Below are 16,153 nucleotides of genomic sequence, written 5' to 3'. Positions count from 1 at the left end.
ATGTTTTTGCATATGAAAAGAACTAAACGGACTAAGTGAGACTGACTGGCATTTATTACAGGGCTCTGCGCTGGGTATAATCCGCGCTTTGCTCCACAGAGATGCACCCATGTTCAAAGCGCTATGCCAGAGCCTGTGCCTGTTTCTGCCGTTATCGGCCGGTGCGCAGGCGGCGTCCGTGGTGTTTCTCAATCCGGGTCATGCCAACGAGAGCTTCTGGGTCGGCTACACGCGTTTCATGCAGGCCGCGGCTGACGACCTGGGCATGCAACTGCGAGTGGAGTACAGCGAGCGCCGCGCCGACCTGGTGTTGAGCCAGGCGCGGGCTATCTTGAGCGGGCCGCAGCGCCCCGACTATCTGGTGTTGGTCAACGAGCTGTATGTCGCTCCAGAGATCATTCGCCTGTCCCGCGACAGCGGCGTGCAGCTGTTTCTGGTCAATAACGGCCTGACCGATAACCAGCTCGAGAGCGTCCAGGCGCAACCGGACAAATACCCGCCAGTGCTGGGCACGCTGACCAGTAACGATGAGCAGGCCGGTTATCAGATGCTGCGCGAGATGGTCGCGAAGTTGCCGCCATCGGACGAGCCGATCGACCTGCTGGCGTTTGCCGGCGTCAAGACCACCCCGGCCTCGCAACGCCGCGAGCAGGGCATGCGCCGGGCGCTGGCCGACCACCCGCAGGTGCGCTTGCGCCAGGTGGTGTACGGCGGCTGGAACCGCCAGCGCGCGTTCGAGCAAGCGCAGCTGCTGCTTGAGCGCTACCCGCAGGCGCAGTTGGTGTGGTCGGCCAATGACGAAATGGCCTTTGGGGCGATGCAGGCGTTCGAGGCAGCGGGGCGCAAACCTGGCGTGGATACGATTTTCGGCGCGGTCAACAGCTCGCCTGAAGCGCTGCGTGCGCGCATCGACGGGCGGCTCAGCGTGTTGATGGGCGGCCACTTCACCGTCGGTGGCTGGGCCATGGTCATGCTGTATGACCACGCCCAAGGCATCGCGATCAACCGCGACGGTAACGGCGAATACAGCCTGCCGGTGCTGCAGTCAGTCGATCAGGCCAAGGCGCGGCGCTGGCTGGCCCTGCTGGAGGACGACACCCATGGCATCGACTTTCACCGCTTCAGCGCCGAAGGGCGACCAGCCGATTATCGTTACCCGTTTCTGACGTCACCGGTCGACTATTGAAAGACCCTGCTTGAATCAGGGGCATTGCTCGACTTAACTGCTGGTGGTGTATGTGCATTCCCATAACCACTACAAGAGGCAATGCAATGGGTAATTCCACCAAGCTGCGCAAAAGCGACAGCAGTGTCGATGCCTGGGCGATCCTGTGTTTGATCGTGCTGGTCGTGGTCACTGCGGTGTACTGGGTCAGCCATCAGTAACGCATTACCGCTGTCGACCGTGATTGCAACCTGAACCGCCCGTGGCAGGCACCGCCACGGGCGGCTTGCGTTTCAGCGGGCAGTCAGGTGCATGGCCAGCTGTACCAGGCCAATCAGGACCAGTACGAATACCAGCATGAACAGCACGCCCAAAGCGATGAAATGACTCGCCTTGCCGTGAGTGAAGTCGCGGGCGCGGTTCTTGCCGCTCTGCACGCCGAGGGCAGCGGCAAGCACGCTGTGCAGCATCTGCCAGAAGGTCGGCGGTTTGCCTTGGCTGGGTTCGTCCATGCTGGCCTCCTGTGGGTAGCGCAGGCGATCAATGCACAGTGTAGACCTTCAGCAGGCAGGGACCGCGCAGCAGCCCCTGGCAGGCTTTTTAGTTGTCGTAACCCAGGTTAGGCGCCAACCAGCGTTCGGTGACGTTCAGCGCCTGGCCCTTACGCTCGCTGTAGCGCTCGACTTGGTCCTTGTCGATCTTGCCCACCGCAAAGTACTGCGCCTTGGGGTGGGCAAAGTACCAACCGCTGACCGCAGCCGCCGGGAACATCGCGAAATGCTCGGTGAGGAACACGCCACTCTGGCCGGTCTCGCCAATGGCGGTGCCATCGAGCAGGCGGAACAAGGTTTCCTTCTCGGTATGGTCCGGGCACGCGGGGTAGCCCGGGGCAGGGCGGATACCGCTGTACTGCTCCTTGATCAGCGCCTCGTTGTCCAGGTGCTCGTCACGGGCATAACCCCAGTAGTCCTTGCGCACCTGCTCGTGCAGCCACTCGGCGCAGGCCTCGGCGAGGCGGTCGGCCAGTGCCTTGACCATGATCGAGCTGTAGTCGTCGCCCTTGTCCTGATAAGCCTTGGCCACTTCCTCGGCGCCGATGCCGGCGGTGGTGATGAAGCCGCCGACATAGTCGGTGACACCGCTGTCTTTCGGCGCGACGAAGTCGGCCAGCGACAGGTTCGGCTTGCCATCGGGCTTGATCGTCTGCTGGCGCAGGTGGTGCAGCTTGGCCAACGGCTGGCCATCGGCGGCGTACACTTCGATGTCGTCGTCGGCGACCTGGTTGGCCGGCCAGAAGCCGAACACCGCACGCGCGCTGATCAGCTTTTCGTTGATCAGTTTGTCGAGCATCTCGCGGGCATCCTGATACAGCGCGGTAGCCGCCTCGCCGACCACTTCGTCGGTGAGGATGCGCGGGAACTTGCCGGCCAGGTCCCAGGAGATGAAGAACGGCGTCCAGTCGATGTACTCGGCCAGGGTGCGCAGGTCGATGTCTTCCAGCACCTTGACGCCGGTGAAGGAGGGCACTGCCGGGGTATAAGTAGCCCAGTCGTATTTGGGCTTGGCAGCAATCGCCTGGGCGTAGCTGAGGCGTTCGGTGCGGGCACTGCGGTTGGCGGTGCGCTCACGGACTTCGATGTAGTCCAGGCGAGTACGCTCGACGAACTCCGGCTTGAGCTCCTTGGACAGCAACTGGGTGGCCACGCCGACCGCACGCGAGGCGTCGGTCACGTAGATCACCGCATCGTTCGAGTACTTGGGCTCGATCTTCACAGCGGTGTGCGCCTTGGAGGTGGTCGCGCCACCGATCATCAGCGGCAGGTGGAAGTCCTGGCGCTGCATCTCGCGGGCGACGTGGACCATTTCGTCCAGCGACGGCGTGATCAGCCCGGACAGGCCAATGATGTCGCACTTTTGCTCGCGGGCGGTCTGCAGGATCTTCTCGGCCGGGACCATCACGCCCATGTCGACGATGTCATAGCCGTTGCAACCGAGCACCACGCCGACGATGTTCTTGCCGATGTCGTGCACGTCGCCCTTGACCGTGGCCATGAGGATCTTGCCTTTGGCTTCGGGCTTGTCGCCTTTTTCCGCTTCGATGAACGGGATCAGGTGCGCCACCGCCTGCTTCATGACCCGGGCCGACTTGACCACCTGCGGCAGGAACATCTTGCCTGCACCGAACAGGTCGCCGACCACGTTCATGCCGCTCATCAGCGGCCCTTCGATGACCTCGATCGGGCGCGTCGCCAGCTGCCGGCACTCTTCGGTGTCCTCGACGATGAACGCCGTAATGCCTTTGACCAGCGCGTGTTCGAGGCGCTTGCCGACCGGCAACGAGCGCCACTCTTCGTTTTCGACTTCCTTGGTGGCGCCGCCGCCCTTGTAGTCGTCGGCAATCGCCAGCAGCGCGTCGGTGCCTTCGGGGGTGCGGTTCAGCACCACGTCCTCGACCTTCTCTCGCAGCGCAGGCGGGATCTCGTCGTAGATCTCCAGCTGGCCTGCGTTGACGATACCCATGGTCAGGCCATTCTGGATCGCGTGGTAGAGGAACACCGAGTGGATCGCCTCACGCACCGGGTTGTTGCCCCGGAACGAGAACGACACGTTGGACACGCCGCCGCTGGTCAGGGCGTGGGGCAGGTGATCGCGAATAAAAGCACAGGCCTCGATGAAGTCGACGGCATAGTTGTTGTGCTCTTCGATGCCGGTGGCAACGGCGAAGATGTTCGGGTCGAAGATGATGTCTTCAGCCGGGAAGCCCACTTCGTTGACCAGAATGTCATAGCTGCGCTGGCAGATTTCGCGCTTGCGCGCCGCCGTGTCGGCCTGGCCCAGTTCGTCGAAGGCCATCACCACTACCGCTGCGCCATAGCGCTTGCACAGGCGGGCATGATGCTTGAAGGCATCTACACCTTCTTTCATCGAGATCGAGTTGACGATGCCCTTGCCCTGGATGCACTTGAGGCCGGCCTCGATCACTTCCCACTTGGACGAGTCGATCATGATCGGCACGCGCGAGATGTCCGGTTCACCGGCAATCAGGTTGAGGAAGCGAACCATGGCGGCCTGGGAATCGAGCATCCCTTCGTCCATGTTGATGTCGATCACCTGCGCGCCGGCTTCAACCTGCTGCAGGGCGACTTCCAGCGCCTCGGTGTAGTTCTCTTCGCGGATCAGCCGGGCGAACTTGGCCGAACCGGTAATGTTGGTGCGCTCGCCAACGTTGACGAACAACGACTGGCGGTCGATGGTGAACGGTTCCAGGCCCGACAGGCGGCACGCCTTGGCGATCTCGGGGATGACCCGCGGCGGATACTTGGCCACGGCCTCGGCAATCGCCTGAATGTGCCCTGGGGTGGTGCCGCAGCAACCGCCGATGATGTTGAGGAAACCACTGGCGGCAAATTCTTCGACCACTTCGGCCATTTCTGCCGGGGTTTCGTCGTATTCGCCAAAGGCATTCGGCAAGCCGGCGTTGGGGTGCGCGGAAACGTGGGTGTCGGCTTTGGTCGACAGCTCTTCCAGGTACGGGCGCAGGTCTTTTGCGCCGAGGGCGCAATTGAGGCCGACCGAAATGGGCTTGGCATGACGCACCGAGTTCCAGAAGGCTTCGGTGGTCTGTCCGGACAAGGTTCGCCCGGAGGCATCGGTGATGGTCCCGGAGATCATGATCGGCAGCTCGATGCCGTCGTCTTCGAACACCTGCTGCACGGCGAAGATGGCCGCCTTGGCGTTGAGGGTGTCGAAGATGGTTTCGATCAGGATCAGGTCGGCGCCGCCGGCAATCAGCCCGCGGGTCGACTCGATGTAGTTTTCTACCAGCTCGTCGAAGGTGACGTTGCGATAGCCCGGGTCGTTGACGTCGGGCGAGATCGAGCAGGTGCGGCTGGTCGGGCCGAGCACGCCGGCGACGAAGCGCGGTTTGTCTGGCGTTTCCAGGGTTTTCGCGTCGGCCACCTGGCGGGCAATACGCGCACCTTCCAGGTTCATCTCGTAGGCCAGCGCTTCCATGCCGTAATCGGCCTGGGAAATCTGCGTGGCGTTGAAAGTGTTGGTTTCGAGGATATCGGCGCCGGCGTCGAGGTAGGCTTTCTCGATCGCTGCGATGATATCGGGCTGGGTCAGCAGCAAAAGATCGTTATTGCCCTTGATGTCGCTTGGCCAATCGGCAAAGCGCGTGCCACGATAGTCGTGTTCCTCGAGACGATAGCTTTGGATCATAGTGCCCATGCCCCCGTCGAGGATCAGTATGCGCTCGTTGAGTGCGTGCTGGAGTGCTTGGAGACGAGCGCTACGGTCGGACATAGGACTACCTGGTCGGGCGAATAACAGAAGGTGCGGAATGATAGCAAAGCTGCGCGGTTTTTAGGTGCGCGGGGCTTTTGCATGAATTTCTCTCATGTTCACGCATCCCGTCGGCCCGTTAGATACATCGTGATAGCTTCATTCGAAACCAGGACATTCGGCACATGGTGCACCGCTGTTTACTTGCCTTAGCTGGCGCGCTGGGCCTATTGCTCAGCGGCATGGCGCTGGGGCAAGCGCCTCAATCGAGCCCGGCAATCTCCTACACCCGGGACATTCAGCCGATCTTTACCAACAAGTGTGTGGCCTGCCACGCCTGCAACGATGCTGCCTGCCAGCTCAACCTGGGCAGTGCCGACGGTGCGCAGCGCGGCGCCTCCAAGGTGCCGGTGTACCAAGGCGACCGCAGCCAGGCGGTGCCGACCACGCGCTTGTTCTACGACGCCCACAGTGAACAGGCCTGGCGCAAGCAGGGCTTCTATTCGGTGCTTGACGGCCAGGGTAGCCAGGCGGCGCTGATGGCGCGCATGCTCGAGTTGGGCCACAAGACGCCGCTGACGCCCAACGCCAAGCTGCCCGAGAGCATTGTGCTGGGCCTCAATCGCAACAACATGTGCCCGTTGCCCCATGAATTCGATGCCTACGCCGGTGTTCATCCTGGCGAAGGCATGCCTCTGGCGGTCACCGGCCTGACCGATCAGGAATATCAGACCCTGCAGCGCTGGCTCGCAGCCGGCGCGCCGGTCGATGCGCAGCCGCTGCAGCCGAGCGCAGCGGAAGCCAGCCAGATCGCAGAGTGGGAAGCGCTGCTCAACCGCCCGGGTTCATCCGAGGCGTTGATCGGTCGCTGGCTTTACGAGCATCTGTTTCTTGCCCATATCGATTTTGTCGGTGGCCAGCCTGGGCACTTCTTCCAGTGGGTGCGTTCGCGTACGCCAAGCGGTCAGCCGGCCGATATCATCGCCAGCCGCCGGCCCAACGACCCGCCCGGTACCGACTTCTATTACCGGCTGATCCCGGTGCAGGGCGTGATCGTTCACAAGACCCACATCAGCTACCCGCTCGGGCCGCAGAAGCTCAAGCGGGTCAAGCAGCTGTTCTACAGCGGCGACTGGCATGCCACATCATTGCCAGGCTATGGCCCACGGCACCGGGCCAACCCGTTCGAGACCTTTGAAGCGATCCCGGCCGTGGCGCGCTATCAGTTCATGCTGGATAACGCCGAGTACTTCGTGCGCACGTTCATTCGCGGGCCGGTGTGCCGTGGGCAGATCGCTACTGACGTGATTCGCGACAACTTCTGGGCATTGTTCCAGGAACCTGCGCATGATCTGTACATCACCGATGCACGTTATCGCGGTGAGGCAACACCGCTGCTGGCCATGCCCGGTCAGATCGACGACGTTGGCAGCGTGATCAGCCTCTGGCATTCCTACCGTGACAAACGTAACGAATACGAAAAGCTGCGCCGTGAAGCCTATGCCGAAGCGCCTGCGCCGAGCTGGTCGACCTTATGGGCCGGTAACGACAACGCGCTGCTGAGTATCTTCCGTCACTTCGACAGCGCTTCGGTGACAAAGGGCTTGATCGGCGACGTGCCGTTGACCACCTGGCTGTTCGACTATCCGCTGCTGGAGCGCACCTATTACCAGTTGGCGGTCAACTTCGACGTCTACGGCAACGTCTCGCACCAGTTGCAGACCCGGCTGTACTTCGACCTGATCCGTAACGGCGCCGAGGTCAATTTCCTGCGGTTGATGCCCGCTGATCAGCGTGGGGCGATTCTCAGTGATTGGTACCAAACCACTGGCAAGGTCAAGATGTGGCTCGATTACGAAGACATCGACACGGATACAGCCAGCGGCTTCAAGCTTGACGAACGCGACCCCAAGCGTGACTTCGGCCTGCAACTGCTGCAGCGCACCAAGAGTCTGAATGTCACGCCTGACCCGATCAACCGCTGTCAGGGCGCGTACTGCTCGCGACCGCAGATGAGCGCAGAGTTTCGCGATGTCGAGCAGAGCCTCAGCCGGCTCCTGTCACGTCCTGCTGCTGGCCTGAGGGTAATCAATCAGCTGCCCGAAGCGAGCATGCTACGTATCGAAGGGCAGGGCGGACAGCGTCAGGTGTACAGCCTGCTGCGCAACCGTGCGCACAGCAACGTGGCGTTTCTGCTGGGTGAGGAATCGCGCTATCAACCTGGCCTGGACACCTTGACCCTGGTGCCTGGGGTGCTCAGCAGCTACCCCAACTTCATCTTCAATATCCCGGCCAGCGATGTCCCGGAGTGGGTCGAAGACATGGAAGCTGCACGCGATGATCCGGCCAAGTTCGAGCGCATTGTCATGCGGTGGGGCGTGCGCCGCAGTCACCCGCAGTTCTGGCAGTACTTCCATGATCTGAATACCTTTATCCAGGAAACCGACCCGCTGGAAGCGGGCGTACTGGACATGAACCGCTATGAAAACCTGTGAGTTGACCGCCCGGCAGAAGGGCTGATCTTTTCATCGATGTCGTGGTCCCAATTGCAAGTGGTCTGTGGTTCGGCTCGCCGCCCTCGGTGGCGCGTCTGCGCCGAACCCCAGGCTTGAATGCACCAGGACCACAGGGCATTGCATGCTGTACTCGCTTCAGGCACTTCGGGCGTTCGCCGCCTGGGTGGTGGTTTGCCACCATTTCATGCAGATCTTTTTCGATTTCCACGCCAGCGGCCCCGTTGGCGCCTTGCTCGCCGAGCGCGGCGCGGTGGGAGTTGATATCTTCTTTGTGATCAGCGGGCTGGTGATCTACCTGTCGACCCGCGACAAGGACATCGTCCCCAGTCAGTTTCTGCTCAACCGCGCGTTGCGCATCATCCCCGCTTACTGGTTCTACACCGCACTGATGGCCTTGCTGTTGTTTGGGGCCAGTCGCTGGATGCCGCATCAGGTGTTCGACTGGCAGCATTTGCTGCTGTCGTTGCTGTTCATCCCCGCAGAAAACCCTGGCGGCTACGGCATGTATCCAACGCTCAATGTGGGCTGGACACTAAATTTCGAGATGTTCTTCTATCTGCTGTTCGGCCTCGCCTTTATGGTGCGTCAGCGTCTGCACCTGGTGCTGGTAACCGCCGCGCTGTTGCTGGTCAGCGAAGTGCTGGGGCGGTTGGGGGTGGTCAGCCACTTCTACAATAACGGCATCATCTATGAATTCCTGCTGGGTATCGGCCTGGGCGTGCTCTACCGCCGCGGCCTGATCCGCGAGGGCCTGTGGCTGCCGTTGGCACTGCTGGCGCTGGCCGGGTTTGCGCTGTACCGGCTGGACGCGTCGATGCGCCTGCTGCACTGGGGTCTGCCGAGCGCGCTGGTGGTGCTGGCGTTCATCTCGCTTGAGCCGTACTTCCGTGGCAACCAGGTGCTGAAGATGCTCGGTGACTGCTCCTACTCGGTGTACCTGATCCATGTGCTGGTGCTGCATGCCGGCTGGTTTGTCAGCGAGCACTTTGCGCTCAACCCTTATCTGGTATTCGCCATCTGCGTGCCGTCCATTGGACTAATGTCGTGGCTGAGCTACCAATGGCTGGAACGTGGCCTGTATCAACGGATGAAGGCCTGGATCGAGGCGCGTTCGGCGCAGCAGCCGGCGTTGGCGCTATCCCGAGTCAAATGCTAGGACTTTGTTCGGGGCCTGGGTTGGCGTACACTTGCCAGCAAGTCTGTGAGGAACTTCCATGAGCGCTATAACCATTACCGACGCCGCCCATGATTACCTGGCCGATCTGCTCTCCAAGCAGAACACCCCGGGTATCGGCATCCGCGTATTCATTACCCAGCCAGGCACCCAGTACGCAGAGACGTGCATTGCCTACTGCAAGCCGGGCGAAGAGAAGCCAGAGGACACTGCTCTCGGCCTGAAAAGCTTCACGGCCTACATCGACGCCGTCAGCGAACCGTTTCTGGATGACGCGCTGGTCGACTACGCCACCGATCGCATGGGCGGCCAGCTGACCATCAAGGCGCCAAACGCCAAAGTGCCGATGGTCAACGAAGACAGCCCGATCAACGAGCGTATCAACTACTACCTGCAAACCGAGATCAACCCAGGGCTGGCCAGCCACGGTGGTGCGGTGAGCCTGATCGACGTGGTCGACGACGGCATTGCGGTCCTGCAGTTCGGTGGTGGTTGCCAGGGCTGCGGCCAGGCCGACGTGACCCTCAAGGATGGCATCGAGCGCACCTTGCTCGAGCGTATTCCTGAGCTCAAGGGCGTGCGCGACGTGACTGACCATACTCAGAAAGAAAACGCTTACTACTGATAGCCAGAGTGGCGTCTGTTTTCGTATACAGCGGGTAGTTCAAGTGCATTGGGGGCGCTTTGCGCCCCTTTCGCGACACAAGGCCGCTCCTACAGACACCGCGGACTGGCGCCGAATACGGTCAACTGTAGGAGCGGCCTCGTGTCGCGAAAGGGCTGCAAAGCAGCCCCAGCAATTGCATGCCAACATCGAATTCAGAATAGATGCGCTGTGTTAGCTGGTCCTAGCAACAATCTGTTACCGATTCAACCCCCGCGACAACAGGTCGCAGCCGCGTATTACAAGGGCTGCAGGCCGATCACCGGCTTTGTTGGGTAGATAGCCAACAGAGGTCATGCCAGAATGCCGCGGCTTTTTGACCGGCCCTGCCCAGGGGCTGGCACCTTCCCTGTAAAGGATGGTTCCATGACTGATCTGTTGACCCGGCGTGCCGTTGTCGCCGGCATGGGCGTACTCGGGCTTGGCCTGCTGGCCGGTTGCAACCCGGCGCGCGGCCTTGATTTCAAGTACGGCAAGAACATGAGCAACGAAATCCTCGGCCGTTCGTTTCGCCTGACTGATAGCCAGGGCAACGTGCGGACCTTGTCGAGCTTCTACGGCACCATGCCGATGATCTTCTTCGGCTTCACCCAGTGCCCGGCCGTGTGCCCGACTGCGCTGGCGCGTGCCGCCCAGATCAAGAAGCTGATGGGCCGCGATGCTGGTTTCTTGCAGGTGGTATTCATCACCCTTGACCCAGAACGTGATACGCCCGAAGTGCTCGACGCCTATGTCAAGGCATTCGACCCCTCGTTCACGGCTCTGACCGGTACGCCGGAAGAGATCGCTGCGGTCGCGCGGGAGTTCAAGGTGTTCTACGAAAAGGTCCCTACGGGTGACACGTACACCATCTCCCATTCCTCCACCAGCTACGTCTACGATTCGCGCAGCACGCTACGCCTGAGCCTGGGGCATTCCCTGAATGCCAAGGAATGCACAGAAGACCTGCTTACCCTGATGGAGATCTGCTAAATGGCAATTTCGCTGCAACCGATCAAGCGCGGCCTGGCCGCTCTGGCTCTGATGGGCATGGCGCTGCCAGCCCTGGCCGAGACCAGCGTCAGCGATGCCTGGGTGCGGGCCACTGTGCCGCAGCAGCACGCTACCGGCGCCTTCATGGTGCTGACAGCCACCACCGACAGCAAGTTGGTCGGAGTCGCTTCGCCAGTCGCCAAGGATGTGCAAGTGCATGAAATGACCATGAACGGTGACGTCATGGGCATGCGCCAGGTCAAGTCGATCGAGCTGCCCGCCGGCAAAGCCGTGAGCCTCGACCCGAACGGCTACCACGTGATGCTGATGGGCTTGCACGAGCAGGTCAAGGAAGGCACCCAGGTGCCGCTGACGCTGACCGTCGAAGACGCCAAGGGCGTCAAGCAGACCTTGCAGGTCCAGGCGCCTGTGCGTGGTCTGACAGCCGATGGCAGCACCGGTGGCCACGACCACGCGCATCAGCACTGATCGATATCGGCGTCTTACACGCGTCAATGCAAAGCCGCTCCCTGGGGAGCGGCTTTTTATTGCCGAGAATCAACCGCGGAAGCGTGGCAATGGGCGGTCGGTCTTCAGCGAGGTCAGCGTTTTGCGCACTTGTGCTTCTTCAGCTTCCAGTGCCCGCAAGCTGTCGCGGATCTTGCCGGCTGCGGGCACATCACCCTGCCGGTCGATCCATGCGGCAATTTCCTTGCACGCGCTGGTCAAGTGGGTTTGGCGCTGATTCATCAACGTCAGCAGGGTGTTGAGCTCTTTTGCAGACATGGCAGGTTCCTCCTTTCAGCGCTTGAAGTGTAGCAGTGCTGGCAGAATTTGCCGGGCGCCTCAGCGGCTCACACAGGCGCTGCGGTAAGCCCCAGGGGTGACGCCGTAGGCTTGCTTGAACTGGCGGTTGAGGTGGCTTTGATCGGCAAAGCCCAAGGCGAACGCGGCATCGGCAGCGGCCATGCCGCCCTTGAGCAGCTCTCGCGCCCGGGCCAGGCGCCGTTGTTTCAGCCAGCTATGCGGTGGCAGCCCGGTAGCGCGGCAGAATACCCGGGCAAAGTGAAACGCAGACAGGTTCACCGCCGCCGCCAACGCTTCCAGCGAAGGCGGGTCGGCGAGCTGGCTTTCCAGCAGCTCACGGGCGCGGGCGACAGCCAGCGGCTCACGACCTGGATCGCGTGGCGCGCTGCATTGACCGTGGCGCTGGGCCAGGGCCAGCACAGCCTGGCGCCAGGCAGTTTGTTGTTGCAAGGCGCTGGCCCCGGCTTCCGAGAGCTGGTGCAGCTGGCTGAACGCCGCCGCCAGGCCTGCATCATTGATCACGCTCTGCTGAAAGTACGGCATGCCCTGGCCGCTCAGTTCCAGCTCGTCGAGCACGCCCGTAACCCGTGCGTGCTCGGGATAAAAGCCACGATAGCGCCAGCCACTCTCGTGCGCGGTAGCGCCGGTGTGCAGTTCGTCCGGGTTGATCAGGACCATGCTGCCCACCGGCGCCAGGTGCTCGCTGCCACGGTGCCAGAAGCGCTGCGCGCCCGACTCGATCACGGTGAACACATAGCCTTCATGCACATGTGGGGCAAACCGTTGCTGCACATAGCGCGCGTGCAGCATCTCGACGTCGCCAAGTGCCGGTGCCTGCCACAGGTGGGTTTGTTCGCGCAGGGGCGTGCTCATGCCAGCCAGCTGCGCAGCAAAAAGAAGATCAACATGCTCACCAGCATGCTCAGCAACACACTGCGGGTCAACAGCACCAGCACTACGGCCACCACCGAGCCAAGCAGGTACGGGTTGGTCAGGCTCAGGTCAAGCTGGTGCTCGGGCAGGAAGATGATCGGCCCGCAGATTGCCGTGAGCATACCGGGCACGGCAAAACCGAGAAACTGCCGCGCGTTGGAGCTCAGGCGTAGCGGTAAACGCGGTTCGAGAAATGCGTAGCGGTTGAGAAATACCAGCAGGCCCATGCCCACGATCAACAACCAGATCATGCCCGTGCTCCAGCCAGTTTTTGACAGACAAAGCCTGCACCCATGCCCAGCAACCCTGCTGCAATCAGCGCGGTTTCCCAGTGCCAGTAGGTGAACAGTACCGAGCTGACCAGCGATACCAGTACGCACACCAATGCCGGCACGCTGCGTACGGTGGGCGCTATCAGGGCAACGAAAGTGGCGACAATGGAGAAATCCAGGCCCAGTTGGTCCAGGTGCGGGATGTTCTGGCCGAGCACAATGCCCGCGAGGGTGAACAGATTCCACGCCACATAGAACGTCAGGCCAACGCCCAAGGCATACCAGCGGTTGAACTGCTGTTGGTCGTAGTGGCTGGTCAGCGCGAAGAATTCATCGGTGAGCAGAAAACCAAGGCCGAGCCGCCAGCGTAATGGTTGCCCGGACAGCAGTGGGCGCATCGACAGCCCGTAGAGCAAGTGCTGGGAGGTCAGCAGCAAGGTCGTGAGCAGGATCGACAGCAGGCTGGCGCCACCCTTGAGCATGCCGATCGCCACCAGTTGCGCGGCACCGGCGAATACGATCACTGACAAGCCCTGGCCTTGCCATGGGCTAAGGTTGGCCTCGATGGCCATGGAGCCTGCCAACAGGCCCCAGGGCGCGACTGCCAGTGACAGTGGCAGGCTGGCAAAGGCACCGTGGAGGAAGGCGTGGCGAGTGAGTGGCTGACTGCTGGGCATGATGACGGCTGCAAACAACAAGGCAGCGCAGCATGGCAGAGCAGCTCAGGGCTGGCTTGAACGATCTTGCTCGTCTATGGCCAGCCCGAGCTTCAGTGGGTAAGGGTCAGCGGTTGCTGGTCAGGCGTTGCTGCGCGGCGGCGCAGCCGTTGATCTCCACCGCTTTCTGCAGCAAGGTCTGCCGGTGCTGCGGGTCCAGATCACCCAGCAGGCGGTAGACCTCAGCCTGATAATCGCGCTGCCGGCCCCACTGCATCTGCAATCCCTGTGGCTGGCTGCGGTTGCAGGCCAGGCGCACGGCGGGCTGCGGATAATACTGGGCGTACAGCGTAGCCATGTTGGGGATGGCTTCCATCGCGTCCCGATAGGCCGGGCTGGCGTTGTACGGTGGGCACCAGGTCGAGATGGCCGGCGCGGGCGGGGCAAAGCCCTGCTGCAGGCTGGCTTCAAGCAAAGGGCAGGCAGCGTCGGGAATCTGCGCGGCCGGCAGGTAGGTCATGTAATACAAGGCCAGCCGGTATTGCGCCACCGGGTGCCCCAGCGCCACCGACTTTTTCAGCAGCGCCACAGCGGTCGGCAGAGTCTGCGCCAGTGCCTGGCCCTGGCGACTCAGCTCAGGGTCGCTATTGGCAACCGAGCGTAGCGGCGAGGGGCTGTCGCTGACGCTGTCGGCTTGTTCGAGCAGCGGCAAGGCCTGCCGGTAGAGCAGATCAGCGTGCGGGTCGATCTGGCTCTCAAGCGCGTAGGCCATGGGCGCAGCCAGGGCGATGAGCAGGGGCGAGAACAGGACAGCACGCGTGACGATTGAACGTGGCGTGCCGCTGTTGGCAGCGTTGGAGCTTCGATGTTCTTTGCAGATGCGCATATGCCTCGGTAAATCACAGCGATGACCGGCTATTCTAGCCACCCCAAGGCCCATGCCGATAGACCATGGCCGCGTTTATCAGACGAGCTTGATCGGCGTCACCTTGCGCAGGCGTTGTTTATCCTGCGCAAGGCCCAGCTTGGCGGTGATCACCTTGGCCAAGGTATTGTTCCCCAAGTCATTGAAATGCAAGCGATCCACAAACAGTGATTGGCCGAATACCGGTGAGCTGTCGAGCATGCAGTTCATGTCATAACAGGCGACAGAATCGGCTTCGTTCTTGATCCGGCGAAAGAATGCCGAGTGCCGTTCGGCATCGAAAACGCCCGCCAGCAACTGATCGAAGGGCACCGGCTGCCGCTGCAAGGCATCGAGCCTGGCCTGCTCAGCCGCGGGCACCGTTTCGCGGCACCAGGGCAGCAGTGGCTGCAAGATGAACGTGAGGGTGGCATGGCTGTCAGCCAGCAAGCGCTCCCACTGGCGCAAGGTGCGCCCAATACAGTCGGCCGCGCGCATCAGGCGTTTGTCTGCCGGCGGCAGTGACCAGCTCAAGGCAGGCTGCTCGCGGCGTGGCACCAGCGCCTGGCGCCAGCGTTGCCAGAGCGACTCGACGCCTTTGCAGGGCGGTGCCTGCAGGGTCTCATTGAAGCTGTTCAGGTATGCCTGACGCGGGTCGGAACCCGTGGCCAGCAACTCGCTGAGGGCCTCCTGGGCCAACGTGTTGAGCCCGCTGAGGATCACCACATGGCCGATCTTGCCCAGCCGATGCTGGTGTGTAAGGAACAGCAGCAGCTCTTGCGTAGCACTCAGTCCGCAGCCAGCCAGGCTCAGCCAGACCTCACCGGTGAGCGCCGACAGGTGCGAGGCAACCGTAGCTTCATCACCGCTCGCGCCTATGCCGAAAGCGGTCGAGCCGCCCACCAGCAGGTTGACTCGCGCGGTACTGCCACGTTCAGCCGGTGAGTAGCGCTTGCCCGCCCAGTGGCTGTAGCGCAAGCCCAATGCATCGGTATTGATGGTGTCCGAGCGATAACCCCGTTCGTGCATATACAGGGTTTGCGGCAAACGCCGGCTGCCCAGCTGCATAAAGCGCTGGTAGTCCAGTTGCAGGGGAAGCAGTTGGCCGTCCGTGGCGCTATTGATCAGGCTCATCAAACCTCCTCACTCAGTCAGCAGGCGTATGCGGCTCAGGCCGTCAGTTCCCTGAGGTTGTAAAGCAGGCCGACCGCTGCAATCAGCAGCAGCGCCACGCCGGAGGCAAGGCTGATCATGCGGCTGCTGCGCTGCGAGGCGATCCTGCCGATGGCGAAGATGTACAGGCTGAGCACGGCGAAATCGATGGCAATCCACAGCAGCGACAGCACCACCATGCTCTTGCCGAACGACTCGGTGATCTGGATGAACTGCGGGAAGAACGAGATGAAGAAGATGATGTCCTTGGGGTTGGAAATGCCCACCATGAACCCCTGCAGCAAGCCGCCGCGGGCCGGCTGAGGCGTTTCTGCCACTGCTGCCTCGGCAACCGTCGGCGGCTGCAGTGCTTCGCGCAAGGTGGCCACGGCGATGTAGCCGATGAACAGGCAACCGAGCAGGCTCATGCCGTTGAGCCAGGTCTTGTCGATGGCGGCGCTGGTCATGATGATCCAGGCCGCAGCGCCGATCAGTACCAGTGACGCCCAGTTGGTACCGATGGCCGTGAACAGCGCCTTGCGTGAGCCGGACGCAGCAGCAGTGTTGACGATCAGGGCGACGACTGGGCCGGGAGTGGCGATCAGCAGCAGCACGGTCAGGGCATAGGTGGCAGTCAGGGCGGTATTCACG

15 protein-coding genes are annotated in these 16,153 nt (G+C 61.9%); 6 read left to right on the top strand and 9 right to left on the bottom strand.

Annotation, left to right across the window (positions count from 1 at the left end; translation table 11 throughout):
- The first annotated feature begins 109 nt into the window (after window positions 1-109).
- The gene (locus tag ACQZ2L_RS09955) at window positions 110-1,186 is read left to right on the top strand and encodes an ABC transporter substrate-binding protein (RefSeq protein WP_430325897.1); all 1,077 of its coding nucleotides are present in this window, start codon (window positions 110-112) and stop codon (window positions 1,184-1,186) included.
- Window positions 1,187-1,458: 272 nt separating this feature from the next.
- On the opposite strand, the gene ACQZ2L_RS09950 is transcribed toward ACQZ2L_RS09955, so the two are convergent.
- Together ACQZ2L_RS09950 and metH are read right to left on the bottom strand one after the other, a co-directional pair.
- A complete protein-coding gene (locus ACQZ2L_RS09950) occupies window positions 1,459-1,677 on the bottom strand; it encodes a DUF2970 domain-containing protein (RefSeq protein WP_430325896.1) in 219 nt (72 codons plus the stop codon).
- A gap of 88 nt (window positions 1,678-1,765) precedes the next feature.
- Window positions 1,766-5,473 (bottom strand): methionine synthase, encoded by a 3,708-nt coding sequence (gene metH / locus ACQZ2L_RS09945; protein WP_430325895.1) that lies wholly within the window; start codon window positions 5,471-5,473, stop codon window positions 1,766-1,768.
- Between the two features lie 164 nt (window positions 5,474-5,637).
- On the opposite strand from metH, the gene ACQZ2L_RS09940 reads away from it, so the two are divergent.
- The 5 genes from ACQZ2L_RS09940 (at window position 5,638) to ACQZ2L_RS09920 (ending at window position 11,267) form a co-directional block, all read left to right on the top strand.
- Window positions 5,638-7,947 carry a fatty acid cis/trans isomerase gene (locus ACQZ2L_RS09940; protein ID WP_430325894.1) on the top strand — a complete coding sequence of 770 codons (2,310 nt, stop codon included), beginning with the start codon at window positions 5,638-5,640 and terminating at the stop codon, window positions 7,945-7,947.
- Between the two features lie 142 nt (window positions 7,948-8,089).
- Window positions 8,090-9,124: an acyltransferase family protein gene (locus ACQZ2L_RS09935; protein WP_430325893.1), complete on the top strand. Its 1,035-nt coding sequence runs from the start codon at window positions 8,090-8,092 to the stop codon at window positions 9,122-9,124.
- 58 nt (window positions 9,125-9,182) lie between these two features.
- Window positions 9,183-9,767 (top strand): Fe-S biogenesis protein NfuA, encoded by a 585-nt coding sequence (gene nfuA, locus ACQZ2L_RS09930; protein WP_101318487.1) that lies wholly within the window; start codon window positions 9,183-9,185, stop codon window positions 9,765-9,767.
- A gap of 405 nt (window positions 9,768-10,172) precedes the next feature.
- Window positions 10,173-10,778, top strand: coding sequence for an SCO family protein (locus ACQZ2L_RS09925; RefSeq protein ID WP_430325892.1), 606 nt, complete (start codon window positions 10,173-10,175; stop codon window positions 10,776-10,778).
- Between the two features lie 6 nt (window positions 10,779-10,784).
- Entirely contained in the window at window positions 10,785-11,267 is a 483-nt protein-coding gene (locus ACQZ2L_RS09920) for a copper chaperone PCu(A)C (RefSeq protein ID WP_430325975.1), read from the top strand.
- A gap of 69 nt (window positions 11,268-11,336) precedes the next feature.
- On the opposite strand, the gene ACQZ2L_RS09915 is transcribed toward ACQZ2L_RS09920, so the two are convergent.
- From ACQZ2L_RS09915 to ACQZ2L_RS09885, 7 genes are all read right to left on the bottom strand, one after another.
- Window positions 11,337-11,564, bottom strand: coding sequence for a hypothetical protein (locus ACQZ2L_RS09915; RefSeq protein WP_101318491.1), 228 nt, complete (start codon window positions 11,562-11,564; stop codon window positions 11,337-11,339).
- Window positions 11,565-11,624: 60 nt separating this feature from the next.
- Window positions 11,625-12,458 carry an AraC family ligand binding domain-containing protein gene (locus ACQZ2L_RS09910; protein WP_430325891.1) on the bottom strand — a complete coding sequence of 278 codons (834 nt, stop codon included), beginning with the start codon at window positions 12,456-12,458 and terminating at the stop codon, window positions 11,625-11,627.
- Complete coding sequence (locus ACQZ2L_RS09905; protein ID WP_430325890.1) at window positions 12,455-12,769, bottom strand: AzlD domain-containing protein; 315 nt, start codon at window positions 12,767-12,769, stop codon at window positions 12,455-12,457. Before ACQZ2L_RS09905 ends, ACQZ2L_RS09910 begins: the two co-directional genes overlap by 4 nt.
- Complete coding sequence (locus ACQZ2L_RS09900) at window positions 12,766-13,467, bottom strand: AzlC family ABC transporter permease (protein ID WP_430325889.1); 702 nt, start codon at window positions 13,465-13,467, stop codon at window positions 12,766-12,768. The genes ACQZ2L_RS09905 and ACQZ2L_RS09900 overlap by 4 nt, the downstream gene beginning before the upstream one ends.
- A gap of 106 nt (window positions 13,468-13,573) precedes the next feature.
- Window positions 13,574-14,218, bottom strand: coding sequence for a sel1 repeat family protein (locus tag ACQZ2L_RS09895; RefSeq protein ID WP_430325974.1), 645 nt, complete (start codon window positions 14,216-14,218; stop codon window positions 13,574-13,576).
- A 192-nt stretch (window positions 14,219-14,410) separates the two neighbouring features.
- A complete protein-coding gene (locus ACQZ2L_RS09890) occupies window positions 14,411-15,484 on the bottom strand; it encodes a hypothetical protein (RefSeq protein WP_430325888.1) in 1,074 nt (357 codons plus the stop codon).
- A gap of 35 nt (window positions 15,485-15,519) precedes the next feature.
- Window positions 15,520-16,152: a LysE family translocator gene (locus ACQZ2L_RS09885; RefSeq protein WP_430325887.1), complete on the bottom strand. Its 633-nt coding sequence runs from the start codon at window positions 16,150-16,152 to the stop codon at window positions 15,520-15,522.
- Window position 16,153 lies beyond the last annotated feature (1 nt).

The sequence above is a fragment of the Pseudomonas shirazensis genome, from assembly GCF_050496565.1.
Lineage (GTDB): Bacteria > Pseudomonadota > Gammaproteobacteria > Pseudomonadales > Pseudomonadaceae > Aquipseudomonas > Aquipseudomonas shirazensis_A.
The sequence above is the reverse complement of the archived record's forward strand: the minus strand, read 5'-3'. Positions and strand labels throughout refer to the sequence as shown.